13 protein-coding genes are annotated in these 14379 nt (G+C 30.0%); 12 read left to right on the top strand and 1 reads right to left on the bottom strand.

The window, feature by feature from the left end; translation table 11 throughout:
* Positions 1-6 precede the first annotated feature (6 nt).
* The 5 genes from ACTG45_RS12825 to ACTG45_RS12805 all read left to right on the top strand — a co-directional run bounded on the left by ACTG45_RS12825 (position 7) and on the right by ACTG45_RS12805 (position 3898).
* Positions 7-357 carry a thioredoxin family protein gene (locus ACTG45_RS12825; RefSeq protein WP_479919106.1) on the top strand — a complete coding sequence of 117 codons (351 nt, stop codon included), beginning with the start codon at positions 7-9 and terminating at the stop codon, positions 355-357.
* On the top strand, positions 344-760 hold the full coding sequence (locus tag ACTG45_RS12820) for an arsenate reductase ArsC (protein WP_021385212.1): 417 nt from the start codon (positions 344-346) through the stop codon (positions 758-760). Before ACTG45_RS12825 ends, ACTG45_RS12820 begins: the two co-directional genes overlap by 14 nt.
* A gap of 253 nt (positions 761-1013) precedes the next feature.
* A complete protein-coding gene (locus ACTG45_RS12815; RefSeq protein WP_021385247.1) occupies positions 1014-1589 on the top strand; it encodes a flavodoxin family protein in 576 nt (191 codons plus the stop codon).
* Positions 1590-2106: 517 nt separating this feature from the next.
* Positions 2107-3186, top strand: a complete 1080-nt coding sequence (locus ACTG45_RS12810) for a M24 family metallopeptidase (RefSeq protein ID WP_479919105.1) — start codon at positions 2107-2109, stop codon at positions 3184-3186.
* A gap of 112 nt (positions 3187-3298) precedes the next feature.
* On the top strand, positions 3299-3898 hold the full coding sequence (locus ACTG45_RS12805; RefSeq protein ID WP_021385234.1) for a hypothetical protein: 600 nt from the start codon (positions 3299-3301) through the stop codon (positions 3896-3898).
* A 175-nt stretch (positions 3899-4073) separates the two neighbouring features.
* Here ACTG45_RS12805 and ACTG45_RS12800 read toward each other — a convergent pair whose 3' ends face one another.
* Positions 4074-4946 carry a LysR family transcriptional regulator gene (locus ACTG45_RS12800; RefSeq protein WP_021385235.1) on the bottom strand — a complete coding sequence of 291 codons (873 nt, stop codon included), beginning with the start codon at positions 4944-4946 and terminating at the stop codon, positions 4074-4076.
* A gap of 432 nt (positions 4947-5378) precedes the next feature.
* Between ACTG45_RS12800 and ACTG45_RS12795 the strand changes: the two genes are divergently transcribed.
* The 7 genes from ACTG45_RS12795 (at position 5379) to ACTG45_RS12765 (ending at position 14324) form a co-directional block, all read left to right on the top strand.
* The gene (locus tag ACTG45_RS12795) at positions 5379-6764 is read left to right on the top strand and encodes an aspartate-alanine antiporter-like transporter (RefSeq protein ID WP_021385236.1); all 1386 of its coding nucleotides are present in this window, start codon (positions 5379-5381) and stop codon (positions 6762-6764) included.
* Between the two features lie 26 nt (positions 6765-6790).
* Positions 6791-8335: an acetyl-CoA hydrolase/transferase family protein gene (locus tag ACTG45_RS12790; protein WP_479919104.1), complete on the top strand. Its 1545-nt coding sequence runs from the start codon at positions 6791-6793 to the stop codon at positions 8333-8335.
* A gap of 31 nt (positions 8336-8366) precedes the next feature.
* Complete coding sequence (locus tag ACTG45_RS12785; RefSeq protein WP_021385100.1) at positions 8367-9758, top strand: aldehyde dehydrogenase family protein; 1392 nt, start codon at positions 8367-8369, stop codon at positions 9756-9758.
* A gap of 188 nt (positions 9759-9946) precedes the next feature.
* Positions 9947-11443, top strand: a complete 1497-nt coding sequence (gene abfD, locus ACTG45_RS12780; protein WP_021385092.1) for a 4-hydroxybutyryl-CoA dehydratase/vinylacetyl-CoA-Delta-isomerase — start codon at positions 9947-9949, stop codon at positions 11441-11443.
* Between the two features lie 134 nt (positions 11444-11577).
* Entirely contained in the window at positions 11578-11853 is a 276-nt protein-coding gene (locus tag ACTG45_RS12775) for a hypothetical protein (protein ID WP_021385158.1), read from the top strand.
* A 25-nt stretch (positions 11854-11878) separates the two neighbouring features.
* Positions 11879-13186, top strand: coding sequence for an acetyl-CoA hydrolase/transferase family protein (locus tag ACTG45_RS12770; RefSeq protein WP_021385124.1), 1308 nt, complete (start codon positions 11879-11881; stop codon positions 13184-13186).
* 19 nt (positions 13187-13205) lie between these two features.
* Positions 13206-14324, top strand: coding sequence for a 4-hydroxybutyrate dehydrogenase (locus ACTG45_RS12765; protein WP_479919103.1), 1119 nt, complete (start codon positions 13206-13208; stop codon positions 14322-14324).
* Positions 14325-14379 lie beyond the last annotated feature (55 nt).

Here is a 14379-nt window from a genome sequence, read left to right as displayed (position 1 = left end):
ATTAATATGAAATTATTTGATAAAAAAGAAGAAAAAAAATCATGTTGCTGTAGTGGAAATTGTACATCAGAAACTATGGAACATGCAGAAATGACAAAGAAAAAAGATGGAATCAAAGTTCTAGGCTCTGGTTGTGCAAAATGTATCGCTTTAGAAAATGCAACACGTACAGCAATTTCAGAAATGAATTTAGATTTCAATATTGAGCACATAACTGATTTTACTCAAATTGCTAGCTATGGAGTAATGAGTACTCCTGCACTTGTTATAAATAGCAAGGTTGTATCATATGGTAAGGTCTTAACAATTGATGAAGTGAAAGCAATTATAGAAAGGGAAAAACATGGTAGCCTATAAACCCAAAGTAGCTTTTATCTGTGTTCATAACTCTTGTCGAAGTCAAATAGCAGAAGCATTAGGAAAGAAACTAGGTTTAGATATTTTTGAAAGTTATTCAGCAGGTACTGAAGTGAAGTCACAAATAAATCAAGATGCTGTACGTTTAATGAAAAAAATTTATAATATAGATATGGAAAAAGAACAATATTCAAAGCTACTAAAAGACATACCCGAAGTTGATATTATTATTACAATGGGGTGTAATGTAGAATGTCCATATCTTCCATGTATATATAGAGAAGATTGGGGACTGAATGACCCCACAGGAAAAAGTGATGAAGAATTTATCTTTGTGATAAATGAAATATTAGATAAAATATTGTTACTTTCCAAAAGAATCAAAATGAATAGTATTTATTAAAATCTCAACTTCTCTTTTTTATACAATTATCAATCTTGCTTATAAACAGTAAATTAGTAATATAATATTAAACTAGGCTCATATCAAACACTAAAAAAGTAGATAATGTTATTAAAATGCCTGAAAATACAATAAATAAAATAGATACAATATTTTATAATAATTTTGAAATTGAAAAGATGAAGAAATTGAAAAATATTTGGAGCAAATATTTCTTAATATAGCAAATATATATTAAATAGGAGTGTTGAAAATGTCTAAAATAATAGCATTTGTAGGAAGTCCAAGAAAAAATGGCAATGTAGATACAATAATTAATGAAATAATTAAAGGAGCAAACAAAAATAATGTTGATGTAAAAAAGTATTACTTAAATGATATGAATATTAAAGGTTGTCAGGGATGTTTATATTGTAGAAAAAATTATTCATGTTCACTTAAAGATGATATGATTCAAGTATATGAAGATATAAAAAAGGCTGAGTATGTAATTATAGGTTCACCAGTTTATATATGCCAGGTATCAGCTCAAACCAAGTTATTATTAGATAGACTTTATCCACTTACAACAATAGATAAAGGTAAACATATGCCTAGATTTGGAGATAAAAAACTAATTATGGTTTATACTCAAGCAGCACCTTTATCAATATTCTTTAAAAGATATTTTAGATATACAAGTAAGCATCTTAAAGGAATGGGTTTAAATCATTATAAAACTATAATTGCGACTAAAGCATTTGAAAAAAATTCAATTGAAAATAATACTAAAATATTAAAAAAAGCCTATAATCTTGGATTTAAAATATCAAAGTATATTAATATATAAAATCTATTTCAGATATTGACTGAAAGACGGTGAATATTATATAACAATTCACCATCTTTCTTATAATTGTTTTTGTAAATATTTTACTTGAAATTTTTATATGAAAATTTGAATTATCCACATAAACACTCTATTTATAAGCTATTTTATAACTAAAAAACATTCATTTTCAATATAGTCATAAGGAACGTGGTTTTTTTGCAAAGGCTTAATCAAATGTTTAATACTTCCATAAGGAACGACTTTATTATGTATCCCATATGCACATGATGTAGGTACTGAATTTTGATTAACCCACATATATAATGAAAAAAATCCTCATAAGTATTGACAGAACTTATGAATATAAATGTAATTTGCAATTATAAATATATCTTAGATAAAACTAATGAAATCTTAAAATAAAGTTAGAAAGATATGAAAAAATTTTAGAAATAAAGTATCTATTAGATAAAAAAGAACACTAATTAGTGATATAATATAATTGAGGTAAAATTTATTATTTGGAGGCAAAATCATGAGCAGAGTAAAAAAGGTAGTAGAATTATTGGAATCCAAAGGTCTTGATGCACTGTATTTAACAAAGAAGACCAATGTAAATTATATAAGTGGTTTTCCTGATGAGGAAGCATATGCAGTGATTTGTAAGGACGGAAATTTCTTAGTTACTGATAGTAGATATATGGAGCTTGCGGAAAATGTTTGCAAAGGCTTTGAAATTATAAATTGGCATAACTTTGATAGAAGTGTGGCAAAAGCAGTAAAAAGTGTGTGTGATAAAATAGGTATAAAGAAACTTGGATTTGAAAGAACTAATATAGTATTCGATAAATATGAGGAACTTAAAAATCTAATTGAGAAAGATAATGGAGAATTAATACCTACAGAAAATATTGTAGAGACATTAAGATACGTAAAAGATGAAGAAGAAATAAAGAATACAAGAAAAGCATGTGATATAGCAGATAAGGCATTAGAAGAATTGATTCCACACATAAAAGCTGGAGTTAGCGAAATTGAGCTGGCTACAAAATTGGAGTATTTCATGAAGATGAATGGAGCACAAAATATAGGCTTTGAGACTATATTGATATCAGGTGCAAAGACTTCGTTACTTCATGGTAAACCTAGTGATAAGATTATAGAAAAAGGCGACTTTGTACTTATAGACTACGGTGCTATGTATAATGGTTATATATCTGATACAACTAGAACTTTTGTAGTTGGAGAAGCTTCTGAAAAACAACTAGAGGTATATAATTTGGTTAAAGAAGCACAAAATGTAGGTGTTGAAAACATGAAAGTTGGTGTACATGCTACAATCCCAGATGCTGAGATAAGAAAAGTTGTCAAGAAATATGAAGATTATTATTATCAAGGTATAGGGCATGGAGTTGGTAGAGATGTTCATGAAGAACCTTTCATTGGTAATTATGGTGATAAAATTATAGAAGAGGGATGTATAATAACAATGGAACCAGGTATTTATTTCCCAGGATGGGGTGGAGTTAGAATAGAAGATACTGTTCTGATTACTAAAAATGGTCCAGAAAGACTTACTAAATTCCCTAAAGATTTGATGATTTTAGACAAATAATTTAATTTATATATATTTTTTTACATAAGACATAGCATAATCTCACCATTAAGCTCTCTTTACATATTATAGTAAAGGGGGCTTAGTTTTATTGTGAGAGGTGATAATATCTATGTATAAAAACCATAAATTTATAAAAAATATAAAAAAAGCCTGGTATAAAATCAAATTAATTGACAGATGTCTAATAATCGTAATGGCAATACTCATGTTTCAATCTATATACAATTTATTTGTTAATGAAGTGAATTCACAAGATACAACAACTATTGATGTGGTAGTAAGAACAACTTCAGCAGCTATATTTGGATATTTTTTAAGTGCTAATTTTATAAAGAAATCTTCGAGAAAGTATATAAATACTGATGTATCTTCAAATATTTTTGTAGATGAGAATTCATCTAATAAAGGTCAAGGACCAAATACAAATAATATAATGAATGTAAAAAATACCATTGGATTTACTTCAGATACTGATAATTATGAAAAGAAAGTGTCTGTTAATAAAATTGAAGGTATTGAAGAAGGAGAAACTAGTGAATTACAAATTATTATAGCTACTGTAATTTGTGTTGTAGCACTAATAGTACTTTTTGTTGTAAGGAATTTTACGACTACAGCTCCAGCTTCTTTAGGTACTATTTCACAGATGAGAGATTTTGTCTCAGGATGCGTGGGTTTTTTGTTAGGTTGTCCAAGTAGACCTGATTAAAAACATGATTATTAATTAAAAAATATTGTTAAAAGTATCAGTATAATAATATTTAAATGTAAATGTATACAATTATAATTTCTAAGATTATATATTTTATTTTTATACTGATACTCTAAAATATTTACAATGTTTTACTTAAATAAAATATTGTACTATCTAGTATAAAATAAAGCTAATTTATATGAATAGATGCCATATATTCAATAAAAAGTCTCATACTATGAGATATGTATTGATTTCTTCTCCAAAGAACACCAATGTTTGCAGTAATTGCACGCTCTAATGGAATTGAACAGAGATTTTCTGTATTTTGAAATATTTCTTTATACAATATTGTTGAAGCTAAGTCATTTTCTAACAAATAGCGTATAGTAGAAAGTTGGTTTGAATGTAAAATTATATTTGGTTTAGCTTTTTCAAGTCTTTTTGTTATAATCTTATAATGATAAGAACCTTCAGATAATATGACAAAAGGTACATTTTTTAACATATAATTTGAAATAATAGGTTGTTTTGCCAATTCATTTTTTGGATTTGTAACTAAATACAATTCTGTTTTGTAGATTGTTTTTGAATCTATATCATCATAAATATCACTATCAATTATGCCAATACAAAAATCGAGTGAAGATTCTTCAATCATTTTAGCTCCAACAAATGTTGGAACTTCGAAAATTTTAAGTTCTATATCTGGATAAATTACATTAAACCTAGGCAGTATCTTTGAAAGTAAAAAAGTACCTAAAACTGTAGGAATACCTATTTTCAGAGAGGCCTTTCTCTTTTTCCCTAAGTCTAGTGCATCACTTTGAAAGTCTTCAAATTGTCTCGTAAAATTTTTTGATTTATCTAAAAAAATCTTTCCTTCAGGAGTTAATTCTATCTTGTTGCCTATTCTGTAAAAAAGTTCAAAGCCAAGTTCTTTTTCTAATTCTTTAATAGCTAGTGTTATTGATGGCTGGGAAATATGGATACTTTCAGCAGCTTTAGTCATGTTTTTATATTTACAAACAGTCTGAAAATAATATAGATAATTTATGTTCATTGGATATTAATTCCTTTCATTTATGTATTAGTGACAAGTATATAATTAACGACAATATAAGTTTTGTATATTGTTGTAAAAAAATAGAATAGTTTTAAACTATCATATCATAAGTTTTTGATATTTTCAATCTATTAAGAATAGTGCTATTATTAAATTAACAAAAGAGAATAGCTGATATACTTTGACGATAATCAACTTACAATGTAGCTGTATCAACGAATATTAAAATTTTAACTATTTAAAAATAAGTAATTATTTTTGAAATTAAATTATTAACTAAATCGCAAAGAAAAAGATTAAGATTAATAAAAGAAAATTTTTTTAACTAGAAATGTTAATTTAATAACAAAATAGAGTTTTAGGGAGAAAGGGGAGATATATTTTTTAATAATAATTGTTAATTTAATAACGATGAAAGGGAGTGATTTAGTGAAGTTTGAGTTAATGGATTTTTTAATGAATCCTTTTGTACTTATGTTTGCTGCTGTAATTACAGGAATTTTATTTGGAAAGATTAAATTTGGGAAGTTTAATTTTGGGGTATCAGGAGCATTATTTACAGGATTATTTATTGGATGGCTTGCATATAGCTTGGGAAATTCAGTAATAGCAAAAGGAGAAACAGCAGCAGGATATAAGGCAGCAACTGTCATGATGGGAAATGGAATTATTTCTCCTGACTTCTTTGATTTCTTTTTAATCATATTTGTTGCAGCAGTTGGTTTATTGGCTGCAAAAGATATGAAAGCTGTATTAAAGAAGTATGGAGCAAGATTTGTAGTCTTAGGAGTTCTTATAACTTTTATAGGTGGTTCTATGACTTATGTAATGACTTTATTATCAAGCAATAAAGGAAGCAGTGCTTATGAAGTTTCTGGTGTTTATACAGGGGCATTAACAAGTTCACCTGGATTAGCTGCTGCTTTAGAAACAGCTGGTAAACATGCAGAAGATGTATCAAAAGAGTTTGAAAAAGCTTCAATAGAGGATAAAAAAGAAATTTTAAAGATTGTTGACCCAGAAGGAAAATTAGATGTAAAAACAACTACATCACTAACTCAAGAGCAAATAGATAAATATATTGCATATGCTGAAGCAGGTGTTGGTATAGGGCATGCAGTTGCATATCCTTTTGGAGTTTTAATAGTAATATTAGGTGTAAATTTCCTTCCAAAAATATTTAGGATGGACCTTAAAGAAGAAAGAAGAAAATATGAAAAAGAAATGAAGGAAGCAAGAGATAGCGTTGCAGGTAAAACGATACCAGAAGTTCCATTTAATATAATAACATTTTTCTTAACGTGTCTAGCTGGATATTTAGTAGGAGGAATACATGTATTTATGGGTCCGTTAGGATACTTCACACTAGGAGCTACAGGTGGTTCACTAATTGTATCTCTAGTACTTGGATATATAGGTAAGATAGGGGCAGTAAATTTTAGAATGGAAGAAAAGGTTTTAAACATTTTAAAACAAATAGGTCTAGTGTTTTTCTTAGCAATAGTTGGATTAAGATATGGTGGTAAAGTAGTTGATTCAATTATGACATCTGGTATGCATCTGGCTTTTGTAGCAATAGTAGTAGGTATTACAGCTATGATGATAGGATTCTTAGTTGGTAAATATATATTTAAATTAAACTGGATTTTACTATCTGGAGCTGTCTGTGGTGGTATGACATCAACTCCAGGTCTTGGAGCAGCTGTTGATGCTCTTGATAGTGATGACCCAGCAGCAGGATATGGAGCTACGTATCCATTTGCACTGTTAACTAAAGTTATATTGGTTATAGTTTTACACAAACTTCCAATGTAAATAAGACTTTATATGGGGGGATATTTATGAATAATGAAGGAGTATTTGAAGAATTAAGTGAAAGATTAAGAAATAAAAAGTTATGTGATTTAATTATGAATGCAGATGAAGCTGCTAAAATTATAAATGATGGGATGGTTGTTGGACTTAGTGGATTTACACCTTCAGGTTACCCAAAAGCGGTACCATTAGCAGTTTCAGAAAGAGCTAAAAGTGGAGAAAAAATAAAATTGACTGTGTATTCAGGTGCATCTTTAGGCCCAGAGGTAGATGGAGCATGGTCAGAAACAGGTATAATTGAAAGAAGGCTTCCTTATCAGACTAATTCTACACTTAGAAATAATATTAATAAAGGTGATGTCAATTATATAGATATGCATCTAAGTCATTCTACTCAATTTTTAAATTATGGGACTATACCTAAAGTAGATGTAGCTATAGTAGAAGCACTTGCAATAACTGAAAATGGGGATATTATACCTACTAGTGGGATAGGAAATTCACCATCTTTTATAAAAAGTGCAGATAAAGTGATAGTTGAAATAAATCTTGCAAAACCAATGGAAATGGAAGGAATGGCAGATATATATATTACAAAAAATCCTCCAAATAGAAAGCCAATAGAAATAAATCATCCTAAAGATAGAATTGGTACGACATATATACCTTGCGGATTAAATAAGATTGCAGGAATAGTAATCACTAATATGCAAGATAAGACACGTCCATTAGGTATTGTAGATGAAGCTTCAAAGAAAATATCAAATAATATTATTGCTTTTCTGAAAGAAGAAGTAAAGTCAGGTAGATTGTCAAAAAATCTACTTCCACTTCAATCTGGTGTAGGAAGTGTAGCCAATGCAGTTTTATATGGATTGTGTGAATCTGAATTTGAAAATCTAACTTGCTATACAGAGGTTGTACAGGATTCTATGTTAGATTTAATAAGAATGGGTAAGGTTACAATGGCATCTACTACATCTGTAAGCCCATCACCAGAAGGGTTAATAAAATTTGAAGAGGATATTGATTTCTTTAAGGATAAGATTATACTGAGACCTCAAGAGATTAGTAATAATCCAGAAATAGCTAGAAGAATTGGGGTAATTGCAATGAACACTGCAATTGAAGTTGATATTTATGGAAATGTAAACTCTACTCATATTATGGGTTCAAAGATGATGAATGGAATTGGTGGTTCTGGTGATTTTGCTAGAAATGGAGCAATAACTATATTTAGTACTGAGTCAATTGCAAAAAATGGTGATATATCATCAATAGTACCTATGGTGTCTCATGTAGACCACACTGAACATGATGTAATGGTAATTGTAACAGAACAAGGATATGCTGATTTAAGAGGTCTTGCACCTAGGGAAAGAGCTATAAAAATAATAGAAAATTGTGCTCATCCAGATTATAAAGAACAACTTAGAGATTATTTAAATAGAGCCTGTCAAAATGGAGCAAAACAAACTCCTCATATATTAGATGAAGCTTTATCATGGCATAGTAAATTTATGAGTACAGGTACAATGAAAAAGTCTGAAACTTTTAAAAGTGCATTATAAAAATATTTAATAAATTGGAGGCGGATTCAAAATGGAAAAAGCAGTAGAAAACTTTGAAGATTTAAGTAAGGAATACATTAATGGTTATATTGAGAGAGCTAGAAAAGCTCAAAGAGAGTTTGAATGTTATACTCAAGAACAAGTAGATAAAATAGTAAAGATAGTTGGGAAAGTAGTGTATTATAATGCTGAATACTTAGCTAAACTTGCTGTAGAAGAAACTGGAATGGGAGTATATGAAGACAAGGTAGCTAAAAATAAAAGTAAAGCAAAGGTTATATATAACAATCTAAAAGATAAAAAATCAGTTGGTATAATTGATATAGATAGAGAAACTGGAATAACAAAGGTAGCTAAACCAATTGGAGTAGTAGCGGCAATAACTCCTTGTACAAATCCAATCGTTACACCTATGAGTAATGCAATGTTTGCACTTAAAGGAAGAAATGCAATCATTATCACACCACACCATAAAGCCATTGGATGTAGTACTAAAACTGTTGATATGATTAATGAAGAATTAGAAAAAATAGGAGCACCAGAAAACTTAATACAAATACTTGACCAACAATCAAGAGAAAATACAAGAAATTTAATTTCATCAGCAGATGTAGTAATTGCTACTGGTGGAATGGGAATGGTGAAAGCGGCATACTCAAGTGGAAAACCAGCACTTGGAGTAGGTGCAGGAAATGTTCAATGTATTATAGATAGAGATGTAGATATTAAAGAAGCAGTGCCTAAAATAATAGCAGGAAGAATTTTTGACAACGGTATAATTTGTTCAGGAGAGCAATCAGTGATAGTAGCAGAAGAAATGTTTGATAAAGTAATGGATGAATTTAAAAATAATAAAGGTTTTATAGTTAGAGATAATGCACAGAAAGAAGCTTTTAGAAATGCTATGTTTATAAATAAAGCTATGAATAAAGATGCAGTAGGTCAATCTGTTCATGCAATTGCAAAAATTGCAGGTGTTGAAATTCCAGAAGATACAAAAATAATAGTAATAGAAGCTGATGGTCCAGGAGAAGAGGATATACTTGCAAAAGAAAAAATGTGTCCAGTTATATCTGCATATAAGTATAAAGATTTTGAAGAAGGTGTAGCTATTGCAAAAGCAAATTTAAATGTAGAAGGAAAAGGGCATAGTGTATCTATCCATTCAAATACAATTAAAAATATAGAATATGCAGGAGAAAATATAGAGGTATCAAGATTTGTTATTAATCAATGTTGTGCTACTAGTGCTGGAGGAAGTTTCTTTAATGGTCTTGCACCTACTAATACTCTAGGTTGTGGTTCTTGGGGAAATAACAGTATTTCTGAAAATCTTGATTATAAGCATTTAATTAACATTTCTAGAATTGCTTATTATATGCCAGAAAATGAAGTTCCTACAGATGAAGAACTTTGGGGATAGGATTTAGAAAAAATATTCATTCTAGATTAAGATAGGAATATATTTTAATTTAGAATGAATTTAAGACATAAATTAAATTTAAAGCAGAGTATTGTACTAAATTTTAAATATTAAGAAACAGACATAAGAAGGAAGTATTATAATTAACATAAATAAAAATTTTTATAAAAAAAAGGAGTGGTTTTATTATGGCATTAATGACAGGAGCTCAATATATTGAAAGTTTAAGAAAATTAAACACTAAGGTTTATATGTTTGGTGAAGAGGTTAAAAACTGGGTTGACCATCCTATGATTAGACCATCTATAAATTGTGTAGCAGCAACTTATGATTTAGCTCATGACCCAGAATATACAGACTTAATGACAGTTACTTCAAATATCACAGGCGAAAAAATAAATAGATTTGGGCATCTTCATCAAAGTACTGATGATTTAGTGAAAAAAGTAAAGATGCAAAGACTATGTGGTCAAAAAACAGCTTCTTGTTTCCAAAGATGTGTTGGTATGGACGCATTTAATGCAGTATATTCAACAACATTTGAATGTGATAAAGCTCATGGAACTAAGTACCATGATAATTTTGTAAAATACTTAACTTATATACAAGAAAACGATTTAGTAGTTGATGGTGCTATGACTGACCCTAAAGGAGATAGAGGATTGTCACCTAGTGCTCAACCTGACCCAGATATGTTCCTTCATATAGTAGAAAGAAGAGAAGATGGTATAGTTGTAAGAGGAGCAAAGGCACACCAAACTGGTTCAATAAATTCACATGAGCATCTTATAATGCCTACTATAAGTATGACAGAAGCAGATAAAGACTATGCGGTATCATTTGCAGTTCCTTCAGATGCTGAGGGTGTGTTCATGATTTATGGAAGACAATCTTGTGATACTAGAAAATTAGAAGAAGGCGCAGATGTTGATTTAGGAAATAAGGAATTTGGAGGTCAAGAAGCTTTAGTAGTATTTGACAATGTATTTGTTCCAAATGATAGAATTTTCTTATGTGGAGAGTGGGATTTCTCTGGTATGTTAGTTGAGAGATTTGCTGGATACCATAGACAAAGTTATGGTGGCTGTAAAGTAGGCGTAGGTGATGTAATAATAGGAGCAGCAGCTTTAGCAGCTGACTATAACGGAGCAAATAAAGCTTCACATATAAAAGATAAATTAATAGAAATGACTCACCTTAATGAAAGTTTATACTGTTGTGGTATAGCATGTTCATCAGAAGGACATAAGACAGAAGCTGGAAACTATCAAATAGATTTGCTTCTTGCAAATGTATGTAAGCAAAATGTAACTAGATTTCCTTATGAAATAGTGAGACTTGCAGAAGATATAGCTGGTGGTCTTATGGTTACTATGCCTTCAGAAAAAGACTTTAAATCAGACCTTAAAGTTGGAACAAGTGGAATGACTATTGGCGAAGTATGTAATAAGTATTTTAAAGCTTCTTCAGTGGCTTCAACAGAAGAAAGAATGAGAATTTTAAGATTCTTAGAAAATATATGTCTTGGTTCAGCAGCTGTTGGTTATAGAACTGAGTCAATGCATGGAGCAGGTTCACCACAAGCTCAGAGAATAATGATTTCAAGACAAGGAAATATAAGTCAAAAGAAAGAATTAGCTAAGACAATTGCAGGAATAAAAAAAGAGGAAGCTTTAAATTTATAAAAAGTTGATATGTAAAAGGGAAATATATATCAACATATATTAATTAATGAAAAAATATAGAGTATAAGAGATAATTATAAAATTATAGTGGTTTTTAATTAAACAAGGAAATTTTTTATAAGGAGAATTTACACATGACCTGTGGAGTTAGATTTTGTGGGGGCTGTAACCCTAGATACGAAAGAGGGAAGGCTCTTACAATAATCAAAGAGCACTTCAATGGTAGAGTAGATTTTAGTGTAGCACAAGAGAACGTGGAATATGATTTGTTACTTATAATTGGAGGATGCGCAACTTTATGCGCATCCTATCAACAATATAAAGTGAAAAATGAGTGTATTAAGATGTGGGATTTTAGCCATATAGAAAGAGTTATAAATATAATTGAATCAGCAATTTGTGAAACTTAAATAAGAGCTAAATGGGGGGATTTCATTGAATTGGCGAGAATTGTATCAAGAAAAATTATGTAGCGCTACAGAGGCCGTAAAGCATATTAAAAACGGGGATACTGTAGTATTTGCACATTGTGTAGGTGAGCCTCCTGCACTAGTAGAAGCTATGATTGAAAATGCTGAACAATACAAAGATGTTGAGATTAAACACATGGTAAGCTTAGGTAGTGGAGGATATACTTCTAAAGGAATGGAAGCTCATTTTAGAGTAAATCCAATGTTTGTAAGTGGAAATGTAAGAAAAGCAATTGAGAATGGAGATGGCGACTTTACACCTGCATTCTTCCATGAAGTACCAAAGCTAATTAGAGAAAAAAGAGTAAAATGTGATGTTGTTTTAGCACAGGTAACTCCACCAGATGAACATGGATACTGTAGTTTAGGGACATCAGTTGACTACACTTATGAGGCTATCAAGACTGCTAGAACAGTAATTGTTCAAGTAAATGACCAGTTTCCTAGAACTTATGGCGAAGTAGTTAATGTATCAGAGTTTGATTATATAGTTGAAAAGTCACAACCTTTATATGAGTTACAACCTGCGAAGATTGGAGAAGTAGAAGAAGCAATTGGTAAAAATTGTGCTTCATTAATTGAAGATGGTTCTACTTTACAACTTGGAATTGGCGGAATTCCAGATGCAGTTATGTTATTTTTGACAGATAAAAAGGACTTAGGAATTCACTCAGAAATGATTTCAGATGGAACTTTAGCTCTTTATGAAAAAGGAGTTATAAATGGCAAATATAAAAATTTTGATAAAGAGAAAATGACAGTTACCTTCTTAATGGGTACTAAAAAATTATACGATTTTGCAAATAATAACCCTGCAGTAGAAGTAAAACCTGTAGACTATGTAAATCATCCAGCAATTATAATGAAACAACATAAAATGGTTTCTATAAACTCTGCTATACAAGTTGATTTGATGGGACAGGTAGTTGCAGAAGCTATGGGTCTTAGACAGTTTAGTGGTGTTGGAGGTCAAGTTGATTTTATCCGTGGAGTATCTATGGGAGAAGATGGAAAGGCGATTATAGCTATGCCTTCAATAACTACAAAAAAGGATGGTACAGTAATTTCAAAAATCGTCTCTATTGTGGATGAAGGTGCACCTATAACAACATCAAGAAATGATGTTGATTACATTGTAACTGAATATGGTATAGCAGAGCTAAAAGGAAAGTCCCTTAGAGAAAGAGCAAGAAATTTAATTAATATAGCTCATCCAAGTGTAAGGGAAAGTCTAGCATTAGAATTTGAAAAAAGATTTAAGGAGAAATATTAATAATAGAGGGGTGTTAATAATGGAAGCACTTAGAGTAGTTCCAAAAATATTTTATTTCGATACATTTAAAGAATTCAACGAAGAATTTAAAATAGGAAAAAATGATTTAGTAATTACTAATGAATTTATATATGAGCCATATATGAAGCCTCTTGGAATAGATACAAATCTAATTTTCCAAGAAAAGTTTGGAACAGGTGAACCATCTGATGAAATGATAGATTCTATGACAAAAGAAATGAAAAAATATAATTTCGATAGAATTATTGCATTTGGAGGAGGCACAATAGTTGATATATGTAAGATATTAGCACTTGATGTTCCAGAAAAATCTATTGACTTATTTGAAGGAGAAGTAGCACCTAAAAAAATAAAAGAGTTAGTAGTAGTTCCTACAACATGTGGTACAGGTAGTGAAGTAACAAATGTAGCCATTGCAGAATTAAAATCTAAGCATACTAAAAAAGGGCTAGCAGTAGAAGAAACTTATGCGGACTATGCAGTGCTAATTCCAGAGACTGTAAAAGGATTACCTTATAAATTCTTTGTTACAAGTTCAGTGGATGCTCTTATACATGCGATTGAGTCTTATCTTTCTCCAAAAGCAAGTCCATTTACAGAGATGTATTCTTTACAAGCAATAAAAATGATTATGGATGGATACAAAAAGATAGTTGATAAAGGGGAAGAAGAGAGATTTAATCATCTTAGAGACTTTGTTCTTGCATCAAACTATGCAGGAATTGCTTTTGGAAATGCTGGTTGTGCAGCAGTTCATGCTTTATCTTATTCAATTGGTGGGGCTTTCCATGTTGCACATGGTGAAGCAAATTATCAGTTCTTTACTGAAGTGTTTAAGATGTATTCTAGAAAAAATCCTGATGGAAAAATCACAAAATGTACAAAAATTCTAGCAGATGCTCTTGAATGTGACCCTAATTGTGATGTTTATGGAGAATTAGAAGAGTTTTTAAATAAATTAATAGCTAAAAAAGCCTTAAGAGAATACGGAATGGTAGAAAGTCAAATTGATGAATTTACAGATAGTACAATTGCAAATCAACAAAGATTACTTGCTAATAATTATGTAGAGCTTAGCAGAGAAGAAATAAGAGAGATATTTGCAAATCTTTATTAATTATAAATTTCATTTATATGTATAGCTAAGATAAACAATGTTAATTATATTTATA

The organism is Clostridioides sp. LIBA-7602 (genome assembly GCF_056688945.1).
Note: the sequence above shows the minus strand (reverse complement) of the source record. Positions and strands in the feature narration are given on the sequence as shown.